General features: G+C 35.9%; 14 protein-coding genes. 5 read left to right on the top strand and 9 right to left on the bottom strand.

Annotated features, from left to right (window positions below):
- Positions 1-115 precede the first annotated feature (115 nt).
- Together QXW15_RS03465 and QXW15_RS03460 are read right to left on the bottom strand one after the other, a co-directional pair.
- On the bottom strand, positions 116-1,642 hold the full coding sequence (locus QXW15_RS03465; RefSeq protein ID WP_048101957.1) for a hydantoinase B/oxoprolinase family protein: 1,527 nt from the start codon (positions 1,640-1,642) through the stop codon (positions 116-118).
- Complete coding sequence (locus QXW15_RS03460) at positions 1,639-3,597, bottom strand: hydantoinase/oxoprolinase family protein (protein ID WP_048101958.1); 1,959 nt, start codon at positions 3,595-3,597, stop codon at positions 1,639-1,641. Before QXW15_RS03460 ends, QXW15_RS03465 begins: the two co-directional genes overlap by 4 nt.
- Before the next feature lie 103 nt (positions 3,598-3,700).
- Between QXW15_RS03460 and QXW15_RS03455 the strand changes: the two genes are divergently transcribed.
- The 4 genes from QXW15_RS03455 to QXW15_RS03440 all read left to right on the top strand — a co-directional run bounded on the left by QXW15_RS03455 (position 3,701) and on the right by QXW15_RS03440 (position 8,554).
- Entirely contained in the window at positions 3,701-4,966 is a 1,266-nt protein-coding gene (locus tag QXW15_RS03455) for an MFS transporter (RefSeq protein WP_048101959.1), read from the top strand.
- Between the two features lie 50 nt (positions 4,967-5,016).
- Positions 5,017-6,159 (top strand): NAD(P)/FAD-dependent oxidoreductase, encoded by a 1,143-nt coding sequence (locus QXW15_RS03450; RefSeq protein WP_054963924.1) that lies wholly within the window; start codon positions 5,017-5,019, stop codon positions 6,157-6,159.
- 35 nt (positions 6,160-6,194) lie between these two features.
- Entirely contained in the window at positions 6,195-7,079 is an 885-nt protein-coding gene (locus QXW15_RS03445) for a DMT family transporter (RefSeq protein ID WP_054963927.1), read from the top strand.
- A gap of 71 nt (positions 7,080-7,150) precedes the next feature.
- A complete protein-coding gene (locus QXW15_RS03440) occupies positions 7,151-8,554 on the top strand; it encodes an MFS transporter (RefSeq protein WP_054963925.1) in 1,404 nt (467 codons plus the stop codon).
- A 5-nt stretch (positions 8,555-8,559) separates the two neighbouring features.
- Here the strand turns inward: QXW15_RS03440 and QXW15_RS03435 are convergent, their stop codons facing one another.
- The 7 genes from QXW15_RS03435 to QXW15_RS03405 form a co-directional block, all read right to left on the bottom strand.
- Complete coding sequence (locus QXW15_RS03435; protein WP_156150331.1) at positions 8,560-9,447, bottom strand: hypothetical protein; 888 nt, start codon at positions 9,445-9,447, stop codon at positions 8,560-8,562.
- A complete protein-coding gene (locus tag QXW15_RS03430) occupies positions 9,434-10,072 on the bottom strand; it encodes a hypothetical protein (protein ID WP_048101964.1) in 639 nt (212 codons plus the stop codon). The genes QXW15_RS03435 and QXW15_RS03430 overlap by 14 nt, the downstream gene beginning before the upstream one ends.
- 93 nt (positions 10,073-10,165) lie before the next feature.
- Complete coding sequence (locus QXW15_RS03425) at positions 10,166-11,488, bottom strand: MFS transporter (protein ID WP_052656809.1); 1,323 nt, start codon at positions 11,486-11,488, stop codon at positions 10,166-10,168.
- A 209-nt stretch (positions 11,489-11,697) separates the two neighbouring features.
- Complete coding sequence (locus QXW15_RS03420; protein ID WP_048101965.1) at positions 11,698-12,216, bottom strand: magnesium-dependent phosphatase-1; 519 nt, start codon at positions 12,214-12,216, stop codon at positions 11,698-11,700.
- Positions 12,217-12,340: 124 nt separating this feature from the next.
- Complete coding sequence (tgtA, locus tag QXW15_RS03415; protein ID WP_342789957.1) at positions 12,341-14,209, bottom strand: tRNA guanosine(15) transglycosylase TgtA; 1,869 nt, start codon at positions 14,207-14,209, stop codon at positions 12,341-12,343.
- A 34-nt stretch (positions 14,210-14,243) separates the two neighbouring features.
- A complete protein-coding gene (locus QXW15_RS03410; protein ID WP_048101967.1) occupies positions 14,244-14,681 on the bottom strand; it encodes a MarR family winged helix-turn-helix transcriptional regulator in 438 nt (145 codons plus the stop codon).
- Positions 14,682-14,687: 6 nt separating this feature from the next.
- Complete coding sequence (locus QXW15_RS03405) at positions 14,688-16,394, bottom strand: MFS transporter (RefSeq protein ID WP_342789956.1); 1,707 nt, start codon at positions 16,392-16,394, stop codon at positions 14,688-14,690.
- Positions 16,395-16,533: 139 nt separating this feature from the next.
- Between QXW15_RS03405 and QXW15_RS03400 the strand changes: the two genes are divergently transcribed.
- A complete protein-coding gene (locus tag QXW15_RS03400; RefSeq protein WP_342789954.1) occupies positions 16,534-18,522 on the top strand; it encodes an acetate--CoA ligase family protein in 1,989 nt (662 codons plus the stop codon).
- The last annotated feature ends 5 nt before the right edge of the window (positions 18,523-18,527 follow it).

Here is an 18,527-nt window from a genome sequence, read left to right as displayed (position 1 = left end):
AATGCTTAATAATTATTAAATTTTATTATAATTTATAACAATGAATTAAAATATAATAAATAAAAATTTATGTTTGAACATTTTATGACTAAATAAATTATATTTCAATATTTTTTTAAATTTTACCGTAGCCGCCTCCCCCGGGGGTCTCTATAATGACCTCATCGTTTTTATTTAATTTGGATGAGAATTTTGCCGGCATCCTTTTTTTTCTCCCTGATGATATTATATAAAGTGATCCGGTCTTGCCCGGGGAACCACCGTGTATACCCCATGGTTTAACCATAAATCTATCAGCTATTACAGACATATACGTTTGATTTGTAACATAAAATGATCTTATTATACCCTCACCACCTTTATGCAAACCATTTCCACCGCTGCCCCTTCTTAATTTATATGCTGTGAAGAACATTGGATATTCCTTTTCTGCTATTTCAATCGGCGTGTTAAGGGTATTTGTCATATTTGAATGCACCCCGGACTCACCATTGGAATTATACCTGCCACCATTACCCCCACCAATTGTTTCATAATATGACCAGTATTTGCCATTATTCTCACCCCCAAGCATGATATTCATCATTGTGCCTGATGATGCTGCAGGTATTTCCTTTAAAAATTTAGATAAAGCAAGTAAAACTGTATCTGCCACACGCTGTGTTGTCTCCACATTGCCACCAGAAACTGGATGCGGTTTTTCTGGGTTTAACAGGGATTTTTCTGGAACCTTAAGGTCTATTATTGAATAAAAACCATCATTCGTGGGAATGTCCTGATTAATTGCACTTCTGATTGAAAATGAAGCGGATGAAAATGTTACCCCAAGGACAGCATTTAAGGGATAATTTATCTGATTATCCGTGCCGGAAAAATCAGCTATAATGCCGTTTTTTGTTACTGAAAGCTTTAGTTTTAATTTTATTAAACCATCATTTTTCTCAAGGAAATCCTCTGATTCATATGTGCCCTGGGGCCATTCAGCCATTGCATGCAGTGATAATTCTCTTGAATGATCTATTAATGTGTTCCATGAGGCATTTATATCATCTCCTGAATATCTATCCAGAAGTTCCTTAATCCTTTTTATTCCCATTCTGTTTGCGGCCATCTGTGCATTAAGGTCCCCTGCTGCAGTATCAGGGTCCTTGAAATTTGATAGTATAAATTTTATGACATCACTGGAAGCCTTTACAGGTGGTATTATGGTGCCCTCCTGATACAAATTTATTGCCTCCGGGTTCAAACTGCCAAATACAGGGCCGCCAACATCAACGTTATGTGCCTTGTTTATAACATAACAAAAAAGTTCGTTCCGGTAATATACAGGTGCAATAAATGTAACATCATTTAGATGTGTCCCTGAAATATATGGATCGTTGGTTACAAGCATTTCATTTTCTCCCAGAATTATACCGTTTTGATTCATATAATCTATTATATTTTTTGCGCCTACCTTAAACGAACCAAGATGCACCGGTATGTGTTCTGCCTGCGCCACAATTCTGCCATTTTTATCCAGAACTGCACAGCTATGATCCATTCTTTCCCTTATATTTGGCGATAGTGCAGATCTTTTCAGTGATACCCCCATTTCCTCCGCAATAAACTGCGTTGCCTTACCTATTATTTCCCAGTTCATCTTACCACCACTATTTCATTATTTTTACCCAGATGGGCATTCCAATTTTCAGGTATAAATGTGCTGCTGCCATCCTCCTCTATAACACAGGGTCCGGCAATATTTTCACCGGCAATAAGGCTGCTTCTTGAATACACATTGATTTCTGTCCATTCCCCATTTATATATGCCTTTCTTTTAACAAATATTTTTTTATTACTCTTTTCGATTTTTATTTCTGGTTTTTCCCTCCTTTCAATGCCAAAAACACGTATTGTAAATATTTCAATAGGCTTATTAAGCCTGAATCCAAATGTATTATAATGTATATTTTCAAAATCCTCAAAGATCCTATCACGACTTATTTCTTTAACCGGCACAGTTAATTCTGAACCCTGACCATAATACCTGCAATCGGCATACATTAGAAATTCAGGATTTTTAAGTTTTCCGAGGAGTTTATTTTTCAGCTCATTAAAATCTGATTCGAGATTTTCTGGATATGATTTACGCGCCTCATAACGCATATCTGAGTATGTTAATCCCAGGGCACTGAAAACACCAGGGCCAGGGGGTATGACCACTGTTTTTATTCCAATTTCCTCAGCAATTTTAACCGCAAACTGTGGGCCTGCACCACCGAAACCAAAGAGGGTGAAGGCTGAGGGGTCAAGACCCCTTTCAACGGTAACAAGGCGGATGCCCCTGGCCATCTCAAGAATTGCAAGCTTAACAGCATTTTCGGAAATTTCATAGGGGTCTCCAAGAGTTGACAGTGCCTTTAATGAGAGGTCCTTTCTTAGCTTAAAATCAGAACCGGACATGGTATCGCTGATAATGCCAAGAACCAGATTTGAATCTGTAAGGGTTGGATATTTACCACCCCTGTTATAACATACCGGACCGGGGTCAGAACCTGCACTTTTAGGACCAATATTTAGACCGCCTGCACTATCCTTCCATATTATTGTTCCACCGCCGGCAGAAACCTCTGACAGGTCAATGAATGGAAACCTCACAGGATACCCTGAACCCTTTATTATCCTTCCATGGTGAGATGAACCGCCAACCTCATATTCAGATGTAATCTCAAAATTCCCGTTAAGTACCGTGCCGGCCTTTGCCGTTGTGCCGCCCATATCAAATGCAATTACATTTTTTATATCCATTATCTTGGCAAATTCTGCTGCGGCTATAACACCTGCGGCCGGACCTGATTCAATTATATTTACGGGCTTTTCAGATGCCTCGTCGCTAAAAATAAGGCCACCAGCATTTGACATGATTTTAATATCAAAATTTCCAAAATCTCTAATGGAGTTTTCCAGATTTTTTATATATTGCGAGGTTACAGGTGAAAGTGCGGCATTAACAACAGTTGTTGACATCCTTTCAAATTCACGCGGTTCGGGTGATACATCGTATGAAATTGATATGTTTTTAAATTTGTTTTCCAGAATTTTTTTGGTTCTTATTTCATTATCTGCATTTTTGTACGAGTGTAAATAACAAACAGCAACTGATTTTACACCCTTTTCCAGCATTTTTTTCTCTATATTTTCTATTTCATCATTATTTATAGATTCAATTATATGACCATTTACGTCTGTTCTCTCATGGACCTCATATCGTAAATTCTCTGGAACAAGGATCCTTGGTCTGTGAAAGTTTAAATTATATAACTCAGGCCTGTTCTGCCTTCCTATCTCTATTATATCCTTAAATCCATATGTTGTTAGAATGGCAACCCTGGGAAGCTCAAGCCCATACTGGCCAAGCAATGAGTTTGTTGCGATTGTTGTTGCATGAAGAAACTCGTCAATTTTTTTACCATTTAAATATTTTTTAAGGCCGTTTAACACTCCTATTTCTGGATTTTTTGGTGTTGTTGGCACCTTATAATAACTAACGTTTTTATTTTCTATAACAACTATGTCAGTAAAGGTTCCACCTATGTCCACAGAAACTAGTACCATAAACTGTAAATTACCATACTATTATTAAGTTTCCTATAAAAACTAATTCATTTATCCGGAAATATAAAATAAATATTTAAATATATGATATTTTTCATAAATTATGTCAAGGTCAAGGGATATAATTCTGGCATCAATGGTTGGAACGATAATAGAGTGGTATGGCATATTTATTTTTTCCTCAGGGGCGGATTATATATCCAAGGTTTTTTATCCGTTTGTAACATCATCGGTGGCCATACTTTTAACACTTTTAACATTCGCGCTTGGATTCGTAACAAGGCCCGTTGGTGCCTATATATTTGGGCATTATGGTGATAGAATAGGCAGAAAAAAAATGCTTTTACTGACATTGATGATATCTGGCATATCCACAGGACTTACCGGTTTAATACCAGGTTATGCCAGCATTGGAGTGGCTGCCATAATTATCCTGGTTATTCTAAGGCTGGTACTTGGATTTGGCCTTGGTGGTGAATGGGGTGGTGCCATGCTTTTAACACTGGAAAATTTCCAGTCCAGGAGGGGATTCTATTCATCCTTTGTGCAGTCAACTGTTGGACTTGGCCTGCTAATTGGTGTTTTTATTTTTTTTCCACTGGCATATTATCTACCGGCAAGTGCAATGATAGCCTATGGCTGGAGGATTCCATTTTTATTTAGTTTTGTAATATTAATTATTGGTGCTTTTATAAGGCTTAAGGTATCAGAAACACCTGTTTTTGAGAATGAAATAAAATCCAAAAAAATCCAAAAATCGCCGTTTAAGGTGTTAATGAAAAGGCACTGGAAGGGTGTTCTAACAGGAACAATTCTTGCAGGTTCCTCCGGAAATTTCTTCTATTTTGCTATTGCACTGCTGCCGGTGCTTATGGAGGAAATTTATAAGATGCCGGTATACTTTGGATTAATAGGTACTGCTATTTTCGGCATTGCGGATATAATATTTGTATTCATGGGCGGGATGATTTCAGATGCCAAGGGAAGAAAAATAATAATAGCATTTGCGAATATCCTTGCACTGGTAATAATATATCCATCAGTATATCTTGTATCAGATTATTATTTTATAATTTTTATAACACTCTTCGGGGTGGCCCATGGTCTAAGCTATTCACCCTTGGGGGCAATGATATCAGAAATATTCCCTGCTGATGTCAGGTATTCTGGTAATTCTGCAGCATACCAGTATGGAAATTCATTTATAGGAGGTCCGGCACCCTATGTTTCTGATTATCTCGGTGGCATTTCTTATGTACTATATCCTGTTTTTACCGTAATTTTTATACTAATAGCCCTTGGTACAGTCATTAAAACAGGTGAGACGAGGAATCTATCAATGGATGTAACAGACGAGGTTGAATCGTAAATTTTTACTTTTTTAAATTAAATATATATAATTATTAATTATAATCAGGTGTGCATGATGTAATTGTGGTTGGTTCGGGTCCAGCGGGTTCCTATTTATCATACAGTCTGTCAAAAAAAGGCTATAATGTTCTAAATCTTGAGGAACATAAAGAGATAGGGAAACCTGTTGAATGCACAGGCCTTGTATCCAAAAGGGTTTTTGATTACATTAAATCGAATTCCAGGATTAATTCAGTGCATGGTGCAAATATATATTTTCCAAATGGAAAGTACATACATGTAAGGAAAACTGAGGAAACAATAGTAATGTACAGGGATGATTTTGACAAGGATGCGTCCGCAATGGCCATATCTGCAGGTGCAGATGTAAGTATAAATTCTAGGGTTATGGACGTTAGTATTAATAATGAGTATGCCGAGGTCAAGTATAAAAAAAATGGAGAGATAATGTATGCAAAGGCCCAGATTGTTGCAGGTGCTGATGGGGCTAACAGCACTGTAAGAAAAATACTTTACAGGGAGCGCCCGGAAAAAATAATATCAACATATCAGGTTGATTCTGCAGCAAGGCTTGAAGATCAGGATGATGTAAATGTTTACATAGGATCACATAACAGCAGGGGTTTTTTTGGGTGGGCAGTACCATCCGGTGATATTACCCGCATAGGTGTTGGGGTTGACCGTGTTAATGCCATAAAATATTTTAAGAATATAAACAAAACCTATGGAGATAATAAGATAATAGGCATAAACGCAGGACCAATACCAATAAGATATCTTAAAAAAACATACGGGAACAGATCAGTTCTTGTTGGAGATGCGGCAGGTATTGTAAAACCATTATCTGGTGGCGGTATATATACAGGCATAGTATCTGCAAAAAATGCTGCCGAGGCAATAGACAGGAGCTTTCAGCATGAGGATTTTTCAGAAAAATCTTTATCGTTATATGAAAAACTCTGGAAAAAGGAAATTGGAAGGGAGCTTAAGATGGATGCCAGAATACAGGATTATTATTCCAGATTAAGCATAAATGATAGATTATTAAACAAGATATATAATGCAATAAATAATGAAAATATTATTAATAAAATTAACTCACTGGGTGATATTGACTATCCCTCAAGGGTGGTGATTTCCGTTATTTTTAAAAGACCACAGCTGTTAAAATACCTTATTTTTAGAAAATAATTAAATTAATTAAATATGTGGGTATTACTGAAAAAATGAATTCAAAACTGGTATATTTATTGCTTTTAATTCTTGTTGTTTTTTTCTGGGGTGTAACATTTCCAATAATGAAGATCTCACTTTATTATATAACACCAGGAATGCTGCTTGCATTTAGATTTCTGCTATCTGCTGCTCTCGTTTTACCCTTAATATTTAAAAATAAAAATATAAAGGAAAGGCATAATGTGGTTTATGGTATAACCGCCGGTGTTCTGTTATTTATAGCATATTATTTTCAGACAGTGGGGTTAAAGTATACAACATCCTCACAGTCTGGCCTCATTACCGGACTCTATGTTGTCCTTCTGCCACTGATTTCATTTTTGTTTTTAAAAATGAGGATAAAGAAAATTGATGTGCTTTCAGCAATAATGGGGCTTATTGGCCTTATAATGATGTCGTCATTTAATTTTTCTGGGAAATATGCATTTGGCGATTTTCTAACGTTTTTATGTGCCATATTTTATGCTATTCAAACAGTTTACGTTTATAAATACACAAAATATCTTGACACAATGGTGTTTTCATTTTACCAGTTATTGATGGTCGGCATCCTGTCATTATTTTTTATGCCGTTAAATATAAGAATTTATTCCGGACTTAAGGTTCCCGTGGTCATCTTTACAATAGTATTCACAGCACTGTTCGCAAGCCTTTTTGCCATAATTATTAATACAAGGGCGCTGAGATACGTGGAACCAACCGCCGCGGGCATTATTTATGTTGGTGAGCCTGTTTTTGCAGTAATTTCCTCAATATTTATATTAAATGAAATACCAACTTATTATATTATTGCTGGAGGTTTAATAATAGTTATATCAATGTTTATAGAAACCATTAATAAGTATTATGAGGGAAAAAACAGCTATGCAATTTAACTATATATCATATATATTCTTATATATAATATATGAATAATATTAATATCTATATCAATTATTAAATTTTTATGGGAAATGATATAAAAAATATAAATGAAGCCCTGGATAATGCAACGGGAAAATTCCATTTAAAGACATTTCTAACAGCAGGTATGGGATTTTTTACGGATGCATATGACCTCTTCATAATAGGAACAGTTATAGCAATACTCCCAATGGTTGGGTGGAGCCTAACAACCACAGACAAGGCATTAATAGGATCAACCTCTCTAATAGCTGCTGTGGTTGGTGCACTTACATTTGGAAGGCTTCTGGATTATTTGGGCAGGAAGGCAGTATATGGTCTGGAGCTGGTGCTTCTTGTTATTGGGGCAATTGGCAGTGCGCTTTTATCGTTTAAAAATCCAGCAGTTTTAATAGGATGGAGATTTCTCCTTGGTATAGGCATAGGTGGGGACTATGCAACTTCTTCTGTTATCATGGCTGAGTATTCAAACATTAAAACAAGGGGCAAATATGTCGGAAGCATTTTATCAATGCAGAGTATAGGCCTTGTTGTTTCCTCACTGATTGCCCTTGCATTTCTTTTAAATGCAACTGTAATACCGCTGGCATATGCATGGAAGATCCTCCTTATAGTCGGGGCAGTACCACCAATGTTTGTGATATATTACAGAAGAAAAATGCCCGAGCCACCAAGATACACGGTTGCAAGGGGAGATGCTAAAAAAGCGGCGGAGAATCTCAAAAACTATACAGGCCTTGATGTGAATGTATCCGGTGATCATGAAAAAGTCAATGCACCATGGTACACATTATTTAAGGATAGAAAATTTTTAATAACATTAATAGGAACTGCAGGTGCATGGTTTTTAATGGACTGGGCATTTTATGGGAACTCAATTATGTCAAATGATATCTTTAAATTCGTTATAACACAGACAGGACTTGCGGGACTTATAAGAAGCACAGAATATTCTGCATTGATATTCACGGTGGCGGCACTTCCGGGTTACTGGCTTGCAACATTTACTCTTGATAAAATAGGAAGAAAGCCAATACAGGTGATAGGTTTTGTGATGCTGGCAGTTACCTACGGAATTTTGGCACTGTTCCCTGTTCTGGATACAGTATCACACGTTGATGAATTCCTTGTGATATATGGTATAAGTTATTTCTTTATGATGTTTGGTCCAAACGTTACAACCTTTGTTTACCCACCAGAGGTTTTTCCGGTTACAACAAGGGGGCTTGGATCTGGCATTTCTGCTGCCGGGGGTAAAACCGGGGCATTCATAGGAACCTTTGTTGATGTCTTTATAATAGCCAGTGGATTATCCCTTTTAATGACAATACTTGCCATATTTGCCATAGCAGCAACCATAATAACAGTATTATGCCTTCCAGAACCAAAGGGCAGGGCCATTGAGGAGGTATCCAGAGAGTCACAGTATATAACCACAAAGCAATAAATTTTTTAATTTTTTATTTTATTATATATTTCTATATTCCCTTTAATTTTACCATCTTCCAAAAAAAATATTCCGCAGTCTATTAATGAATCTATATAAGACCTGAATTTTAGTTCATCAATATTTCTATTAAATAGATGCCTATAATTCCTTAATAAAATTTCAGCATCAAGCGGGATCATATCTCCATGTATTATTGAAAAATAATAATATGAGTATGCTGTTCTTACATAGGGTTTAACAGAATCATTTGCTGCAAAAATTTCAGGAATGGCTGAAAATGTCATGGCAAACATTTCCCTGTCATTTTTAAAACCGGGGTCCTCATTTTTGTATATTATTATTTTATCATACCTTTCTTCATATTTTAATATACCACTATGTTTTATAAGGGAGAAAAATTTTATTCTTTTTGTATCTGCCTGCCTTGATGTGTCCAGTATTACATTCCCATTATTATCCAGGGATCTAAAAATCTCCATCATGGGTGTGTAGGCCATCCTTATTTCAGGTATTTTTGCAAGATAATTCCCGGCATATGATATAATTTTTAAAATATAACTCTTATTTAGTTCAGCGATTTTTGATTTTATCTGCATGAGAGCTGAATTAAACTCCGGACCCTTTATTGTGATATATCCATAAATATTTTCAGCCTCCAGATAAAATACATGGCCAATTTTATTTATTAAATGTATGGAGAGCACATGCTCTGGCAGGAATAAATCTGCATAGGCATTTATCTTTCCAAGGGTTTCTATGGAATCTGGATCAATAAACAAAAAATCTCCATAGTTTTCATGAAGAAATTTATTAAAAAGTGATATTAAATTATCTTTGGTTGTTTGTAACATCTGGTATTTTTGTGTAAAATAATACCTAGCGGTATTCAAAGGCATCACCCTGATACTCTGTAAGCAATTTAAGCTGGCTGGCTGAATCTGAATTTATATTGACATAAACTACCATTTTATTCCTTGATTTTATGAATATCTCCCGAAGTTCATTTTCGGAATATGCCTTAAAAACATTCTTGAATTTATCATTGTAATAATTTATATCCAATATTTTATCATTAACGGATATATCGGGATTGATTTCAATAAATCTACCGGATATAAAGGCTGCCGGAAAAGAATAAAATATACCATCAGGTATATCTGCATTGCCGCTGAACGTTGAATAATCCATGAATAATGCCACAATTCTTCCTTGTTTCATGTATGAAAGCGCATTGGTCATGTTAGAGTCTTCTGAAAGAGATATTGATAATTTTCCTGCATACTTTTTTTTAAGTTTTTTGTTAACAATGCCTTCTATTGTTTTGTAAGCATTATCAAAACTGTGCCTAATTCCTGTTATCCTGTTAAAACCAAAAGTCCTTGATAATTCAATTGGGCTTAAAACACCATCGAGACCCATTGCATTATATATATTAGAATTAACGGTAATACTAAGAGTGTTTATAACGTTATATCTCGCATCGTTTATTGTATTGTAAACAATATTTAAAGCCATATAACAGTAAAAATATAACATTGGGCTATATAAATTATTACATATAACCGGTGTTTTATAACTGACTTTTTTAAATAAATATTAAAAGTAAAATTATTTTCTAACGTTATCCATTATTTTTCTGTCCAGACCAGAAAGGCTTCTGGCCTTTGTTTCAAAGCCTTTTCTCTGCCATATTACTGTCATTGTTAATGATAGCAAGAATATTAACATGACGGCGGATGCGGGAATGATAAATGGAAGTGATGTGTATGTTAAAAGTATTATAATGATGCCTGTACCAACCCATACGGTAAATCTAACAAGTGAAACATAGGTTCCCCTTTTATATGTTGGAAATATTTCAGGCTCAAGCATTCCACGTGATGCCCAGGTAATCTCACCGGGAATGAATAAAAGTACCATTAATGCGACAAGAACCAATCCGTATGTGCTGTGTGTTAATGCCTCAAATAACCATAGAACCCCCCAGAAAACTACCAGTAGGCCATAGGACATTATTGTAAATGTCTTCCTGTTCATTTTTTCAACAATGATAAGGCTTGTGATTATACCCACTATCGTCATTGTAAATCCGCCAATTATCGGTATATCATCTGCGAGTCCCAATGAGAAATAGCTGTAGCCAACGCCATATGAAAAATAAACAAATGCAACATCCTGTGCAATGCCTATTATAATGAGTATAAGAAAGCGCAATGGCAGACCAATATGTGGATTTACAGGTTCTGCATCGTTATCTATCTGCCATGCGTCCTCAACATCGCTGTTTGATTTTAATGCACTCCATGGAATGCTCTCCTTAACATAGAACCATGAAAGCCCAAGTGCGATAAGTGGGGCTATAAAAAGCATGGATATTGCAAGCCTGCTTATCGAATCTGAAAGATGAAGAAAGATGGGGATAAAGGTTAATGCAACCCCAACATTCCCAAAGTTCTGAACAATAACCAGTGATTTTCCTCTAACATTTGCAGGAACGGATTCAACAATCATTGATAAAATTGGTGTTTCAAGTCCTATGGCGGCCATTCCAACAAGAATAAATGATATTATAAGGGCAATAACAAGGTTTGATAAAAAGACAAATATTGCTATACCAATAACAATCATTGCAGACGTGATCATAAAAGACCCGCGCCTGCCTATTTTATCTGCCAAACGCCCTGAGAGAAGTGCCCCAACACCCCCGGCTATATATGGCAGACCCAATCCAATATAAAAGTACTTTGAGGGTAAAATTCCTCCTATTACAGAAACGGGGCCATAACTTTCGGCAACACCATAAACGAGCATCCCCATTGCAAGTGCTATTAGCACCAAGGCGGGGGTGCCTTTTCCACCACTTATTTTATTATTTCCATCCTTAAAATGACCGGGCAAATTACCATCAATATTATCAGCTCCCTGTTCCATTATGGAAAAGTTAAAAAAGTTATAAAAAGCTTTCTCAAAATTTTTTTTTAAAAATGACAAATATCATGAGTTTTAATGTATGCTGTCCAGATTTTATTAAGTTGCCGAACAAACACAGTGAGCTACCTCATGCTGAAACAATGAGGCTTCCTTATTCATTGACAGTTCTATTTTAATTTATATCCATATTGATTTTTAAAATTTCTGCATTATGCTGTGGTCTCGTATCCTAAAATTTTCTTTTTAATAACGTCCTTTGCCTCATCATAATTCTTTGCTGTTTTCCATATATTTATAAATATGATATCACCAACACTTTTTTTTATGGCATCCATGTGTATGTCACGATCGTCTATGTAAACTATTCTATCAGGAGTTATATTAATTCCCTTGGCTTTTAGTATATTAATTAAGTCAAGCAGTCTTTTATCCTTGTCCGGGGTATAATCAGTTGCATTATAATCGAATAAATCAATTATGCCAAATTTCTCCAGGGCCTCCATGGCATGTTCCTTTTTATTCCAGCTAAGGCTGGTTATTATGGCGCCATGCCTTTTACACCAGATCATAAATTCAACAGCACTTTTATAAATTGTTACCACGGTATTTTCCCCACGTATTTTCTCTGAATCTATTTTTTCATAGGGTGGATTAATTCCAGATATGTTTAAATTATCCCAAACAGTGCCGTCCAGATCCATTGCCAGCAGCCATGGTTTACCTTCCATGATAGGTTTATTATAATCTTTAAATAAACTTATCTAACCAAAATTTAAAATTTTATATCAAAAATAACAATAACGCATTATAAATATTTTTTTTAAAATGAAAAATGGTATTTATGACTAAAAATCACTTAATGCCCCTGTGTACCTTTACAGCTATGCCATCTTTATAATATTTCATTTCAGTTCCTGAAACTGTTGCCTTACCAACGGCACAGAGCCTGTCCGAAGAATCTACAACAAGCACATCATTTCCTGCAATTATATTATGATCAAAATCTAATATGAATTTGAAGAATACATTATAACCCTTTGAGTTAAACTCTGCACTGTCTTCTGTAACAACAACCCGTGATAATGGATAATCAAGCATTGCCAATAAAAAAATACCTCCATCTGGAGTTAATGTAAAAAACCCATCGTTTCTCATTGTTGCAATTAGTTTTGAATTCCTTATTATGTTTCTAATATGACCGGTGGTCTTAGATTTAATAATCTGGTCATTATTATTAAAAAAGTTTTTAACACCGAACTGGTAGTCAAAAACAGTATTGATTTTTTCCAGATCAAAATCCCTAATTTTTTCTTTTATGGTATAATCTGTATACGGTATTACTTCGTTATTTATTGATTTTAAATACCTTATATAAGAATCCTTCAGGTCATTGAATATTAATTCTGATGAAACCATCTGCCCAACAGGGAATGTGTTTTCAAGTTCAACAGGAATATATATGCCATTCCATGGAACAAGTATATTAAAATCGTTTTGCTCATAAAAATCTATTAATTTTTGACCCGTGGGCATACCGGGTTTCCATAATTTTTTTGGGATTAAAATAGTTTTTTTACCGTTTGAGATGTATTTGTATGTGTAATTTTTTAATCTTTTTACCCACGGGTTTTCAAGCGAATTGGAATCAAAATAATAGAATGGTGATTTGGATGAAATACTCTGGAATTTAGTTAGAGTATTTTCACTTAAAATGTTAATATAAGCTCTGTAAAGGGCCGGATGTGCATGTGCTATTTCCTCAACATACTGATAAAGTGTATTTTCGTATATCCTCTCCTTAATTTCGTTAATTTCCATAAAAATTGCCTTAAGATTATGCTTTGCCAGTTCCTTTAGTCTAGTTTCCTCTGATTCCTGAATTAATTCCTGTGGTTTATACCGCCCATATAATGGGCTCCATTCTGGAAAATCGAGGAGATCTTTTAAGGATCTTGTACCCTCATGATACAATATTCTATTATCCTTGGCATATTTTATATAGGATGCTGAATCAAAGAGATCCACCCCAAGCATTACTGAAAAGGCGAAAAACATTGGATGTCCCCCTCCAAATAAATGAACCGGCCTTGAAAAATCTGCATTTATTTTTGAATTTATAATAATTTTAACCAGATCATCATACCTGTATGATTCCAGAAGTGGGACAACACCACCTATTGGCAGATAGGGTGCCCTTGACATTAACTGTGCTGAAAGACCCCTTAAATCAGGATATACTGAACCCTGAATTGGACCGGCTATAATATCATCACCTATATCTATTTCCTGTAATCTACGGTATGTTTCCTCCACAGCATGTTTTGATTCTTCATATTTATCCTCCGGCCGGGTAAATATATCAAGTATGGTTATTATATCGCTTCCTATCTTTTTCTGAAAATCAACAATTTCCTTATTTGTATATTCAATATCACCATAAACGTAACTCTGGAATGTTCCTGAATCTGTCATTATGGGGCCATCAAATCCTATTAATTTATGCACACCATATTTAAGAGCATTTTCCCTCAGCGAATCTGTTCTCCTAATTATATAGCTGTTTGTTATTACGGCCTGGGCACCCAGGCTTCTTAGCTCACCCTCTGATAAAAAATTTAGATTTGGATTAATAACAGGTAATACTGTTGGTGTTTCTATATCACCATGTTTTGTATGGAACTTTGCAATCCTTGCCAGATTTTCCCTGTAAAGCAGATGCATGTCAACGTATGGTAAATTTATATATAATGTTAGCCTAATTGCTTTTTAGAAGTTCTGTGCCGATTGCATCAGATATTTTATTTAGTATTAGTTTAAAGTTTTCTATTTCATCCTTATTAAGGTTTTTAAGAGATTCCGATATAATATTTTTAATGAATAATCCAAGTTCCTCATAATAGTTTCTGCCCTCTTTTGTTAATTCCACATTGACTATTCTGCGGTCATTCATGTCGTGTTTTCTCAAAAGCAGATTTTTTCTCTCAAGTCTATCCACTATATCTGTAACCCAGCCATTTGCCAGTGATAATTCTCCCGCGATATTTTTCATTGGCTGCTGACCCTTGGTAAGAAGGTAAATTATTTTGTAGTCTGTAATGGTCAAACCATCCTTTTCCAGCCTTAATTTGATTTTCTTTATATAACATCCAAGTATTTTATCCAGATATTCCCAGATTTCTAATGTATCGTCCAATTTTACTCACCTTTTTAATTTAACAGCCTGCTCCTCATTTGATATTCTTTTAGAGGAACCTGACTTTTTGGTTAATGAATCCCTGATAAATGATAATAGTGCACCCACAAGTGTTATTACAAAGGCAACATAGAATACCACATGTAAGGAGGACATGAATGTTGGGGCAAATATGGTGGGGAACCATGTGCGCTGGGTTATTGTACTTAATGCTGTCGGACTTATTGATGTAACTACACTGGATGGTAGTATGCTTAATATGGCCTTTATAGGATTAATGCCAAGAAGTGCACCAAAAATTGCATCTGTTGGTGGCAGTTTGGAAAATACTGAGGCAAGCTGTGGTGCTCCAGCATTAGTAACCGCTGAAGATAATGCACCTGGAAGTTTTGATGAAAGGCTTAAAATCAATATTGTAAAGAAAATGCCCATACTGGCGGTTGTCCCAACATTTCTTAATGTTGTGAGCATGCCAGATGCTGAACCCCTGCTTTCAGGCGGTACTGATGACATGACCGCTGATGTATTTGGGGCGGTAAACATGCCCATGCCTGCACCGAATATAAACAATAATATTCCCATTTCTATATATATGAAATTATATGGCAGTAATGAAAGAAGGATTAATGCAAATGCTGATATCAAAAGACCAAGGGTTGCTATGCCCTTTGATCCGTGTTTGTCTGATAATTTTCCTGAAAGCGGTCCAAATATACCCATGGCAACCGTCATTGGGAGCATGAATATTCCGGCCCAGAAAGGAGCACTGGCATATGAATAACCGTGGTCTGGAAGCCATATTCCCTGGAATAATATTATTATCATAAACATTAAGCCCATCATACCCATGCCTGAGATCATACCTGAAAAACTGCCTGCTGAAAATGCCCTGATTTTAAATAATTCAAGGCGGAACATTGGCTGCTTGACCTTTCTTTCAACAAACGGGAATGCTATTAAAAGTATTATTCCAATAATTATGGCTGTAATAACCCATGGGTCTGCCCAGCCTGTTGCACTGCTCTTATATGGAACCAGACCGTATGTAATGCCTATTAAAAGTATTATAAGACCTGCACCAAAAAGTAGATTTCCCGGAATGTCAAGCTTCTGCTTAAGTTTAGGTGATGTTTCCTTCAGTTTTAGATATGACCATACCGTGCCAAGGAGGCCAACGGGAACACTAACAAGAAATACATATCTCCAGTTAATTGCAGATAAAATACCGCCAGCAACTATACCTATACTCATTCCTGCTGTTCCTGCTATGGCATTTATACCCAGCGCAGTACCACGTTCTTCCTTGGGAAAATTATCAGTGATAATTGCATAGCTGTTTGCCATTAAAAATGATCCACCAACTGCCTGAACTATTCTAAATATAATTAATTCAAGAGCACCAGTATCACCCTTACCTGGGGTAAAATATAGCAGCACTGAACCAAGTGTGAATATTGCAAAACCAAGATTAAATAATCTTACACGGCCAAAAATATCAGAAAGACGGCCTATGGTAACCAGAAGAACAGCAGTTACTATCATATATCCCATAAGTATCCAGAGCAGGTAGGCAAAAGCACCTGATTGAAATGGATTTAAATCAATGCCCCTAAAAATTGGTGGTAGGGCTATAATAAGTATGCTGGCATTAATTGTGGCCATTAAAACACCTATTGTTGTATTTGACAATGCCACCCATTTTTCCTGAACCATAAAATCATAATTTATTTTGATTATATAAATATTTTGTAAATAAATATTTATTGGTAAACATTTTCCATATAGAAACATTTATGCTTGAAAGTTATCAATAATAAAAAAGCTTTAAATTGATTTATCATATTATTATATCATGATTGAATCATTATTCAGGCCAGAAAGCATTGCAGTGGTTGGGGCATCAAATGATAAAAACAAGGTTGGCAATATAATTTTTAGGAATATTATTTCCACATTTAATGGAAAAATTTTTGCTGTTAACACAAATGGTAGTGTAATAGAAAATTACCAGTCATATAAATCATTAAAGGACATTAAGGAAAATGTTGATCTTGTGGTTGTTGCCGTTCCAAGAGATGCTGTACCCTCTGTAATTCAGGATGCTGTTGACATCAAGGCAGGAGCTGCAATTATTATCACATCAGGGTTTAAAGAAACTGATGAGCATGGTGCCGATCTTGAAAAACAGATAATAGACATAGCCAGAAATGGTAATTTAAGCATTCTTGGGCCAAATACAATAGGGCTCATTACACCAAATTTCAACGCAACATTTGCATTTGAGGATACAATAAGGGGAAATTCTGCACTTGTGGCCCAGAGTGGTGGTCTTGGTGTTTACATGCTGGAATGGGCACAGAAGACAAAAACCGGCATAAGCTACTTTGTAAGCCTTGGAAATCAATCTGATATTACTGAATCGGATGTTTATGAATACCTGTCAAACGATGTTGAAACCAGGGCAATATTCTCATATATAGAAGGTGTTTCAGACGGTGACAAATTTTTAAACGTTGTTCCGGAAATTGTTAAAAAGAAACCAATGATATTTTTAAAGGGTGGTGTTTCAAAATCAGGTTCCGCAGCCATAAAAACACATACCGGAAGCGTTGCTGGATCAATAGATATATTTAAGGCGGCGGTAAGAACCTGTGGTGGTATATTTGTTGACAGCCTTGAGGATATGCTGAATATAGCCAGACTTGTAAACTCAAGTGAAAATGTATCCAGTGATATATTAATAATAACAAATTCTGGTGGCCATGGTGTTTTAACAACAGATGCCATAGATATCCAGGAAATGAATGAAATTCAGCTGCCTGATAGGATCAAGAAATCATTATTAAAAATACTGCCAAAGCAGAGTGTGCCAAGGAATCCCATTGACCTTTCTGGGGACGCTGATTATAAAAGGTACAGTGATGCACTGGAAACTGTTAAGGACCTGGATTGCACAAAGGTTGTAATAGTTCAGTCACTCCCAATGGTAACATGTACAGATGTTGCCAGGGCTGTAATTAAATACAAGGGTACTGGTGTAATAGGAGTTGTAATGGGCATGGATGAGGATTCTGCATCAAAACTCCTGGATTCTGCATCTATTCCGTCCTTTAAATTCCCTGAGGATGCCATAAAGGCAATCAAGTACATGACCTCAAGGTGGACACCGGATAAAAAAATTAGGATAAGCGAACCACCAGAGGAGGCAAAAAAGCTTGTTGCAGGCAAGAACTATCTTAGAGATTTTGAGGCAATGAAACTTATGGAAATTTATGGAATTAAAACACCAAAATGGAAAACTGTTGAAAATGAGTCAGATCTTGATACGGCTGCAGATTATGTTGGGTATCCACTTGTCATGAAGATATCACCTGATGAGCCGGTGCATAAAACAGATGTTAACGGCGTTATAATGAATGTACAGAAGGAAAATCTTCATGAGGCTTTTAAACAGCTTAACTATAAAAGAGTATTGCTTCAGGAACAGATATCCGGGGCAGAGATATTCATAGGGGGCATTAAGGACCCTGTTTTTGGTTACACTGTGGTGTCAGGTGTTGGCGGCATATACATGGAGGTTTTAAAGGATTTAAGCTACGGCCTTGCACCTGTATCAGAAAATGAGGCAATGTATATGATGGATGAAAGCAAGGTTACAAAAATGCTTTCTGCCAGAAAAAGAAACTATGATAGACTTTCCTTAATCAGGGCAATAACAAATATATCAAGGTTAATAGTTGATCTTGATGTTAGCGAGATGGATATAAATCCGGTGATAGTAAATCAGAATGGCGCCTACGCTGTGGATGTCAGAATACTGTTAAATTCAAAACAGGAATAATAATT

Source organism: Acidiplasma sp., assembly GCF_038728925.1.
In the GTDB taxonomy this organism is placed as follows: domain Archaea; phylum Thermoplasmatota; class Thermoplasmata; order Thermoplasmatales; family Thermoplasmataceae; genus Acidiplasma; species Acidiplasma aeolicum.
This window is presented reverse-complemented; position numbering and strand designations above follow the sequence as displayed.

Coding starts and splice junctions, on each gene's coding strand:
- QXW15_RS03465 (WP_048101957.1), bottom strand. CDS start 1,642: ATGAACTGGGAAATAATAGGTAAGGCAACGCAGTTTATTGCGGAGGAA.
- QXW15_RS03460 (WP_048101958.1), bottom strand. CDS start 3,597: ATGGTACTAGTTTCTGTGGACATAGGTGGAACCTTTACTGACATAGTT.
- QXW15_RS03455 (WP_048101959.1), top strand. CDS start 3,701: ATGTCAAGGTCAAGGGATATAATTCTGGCATCAATGGTTGGAACGATA.
- QXW15_RS03445 (WP_054963927.1), top strand. CDS start 6,195: ATGAATTCAAAACTGGTATATTTATTGCTTTTAATTCTTGTTGTTTTT.
- QXW15_RS03440 (WP_054963925.1), top strand. CDS start 7,151: ATGGGAAATGATATAAAAAATATAAATGAAGCCCTGGATAATGCAACG.
- QXW15_RS03430 (WP_048101964.1), bottom strand. CDS start 10,072: ATGGCTTTAAATATTGTTTACAATACAATAAACGATGCGAGATATAAC.
- QXW15_RS03425 (WP_052656809.1), bottom strand. CDS start 11,488: ATGGAACAGGGAGCTGATAATATTGATGGTAATTTGCCCGGTCATTTT.
- QXW15_RS03420 (WP_048101965.1), bottom strand. CDS start 12,216: ATGGAAGGTAAACCATGGCTGCTGGCAATGGATCTGGACGGCACTGTT.
- tgtA (WP_342789957.1), bottom strand. CDS start 14,209: ATGCATCTGCTTTACAGGGAAAATCTGGCAAGGATTGCAAAGTTCCAT.
- QXW15_RS03405 (WP_342789956.1), bottom strand. CDS start 16,394: ATGGTTCAGGAAAAATGGGTGGCATTGTCAAATACAACAATAGGTGTT.
- QXW15_RS03400 (WP_342789954.1), top strand. CDS start 16,534: ATGATTGAATCATTATTCAGGCCAGAAAGCATTGCAGTGGTTGGGGCA.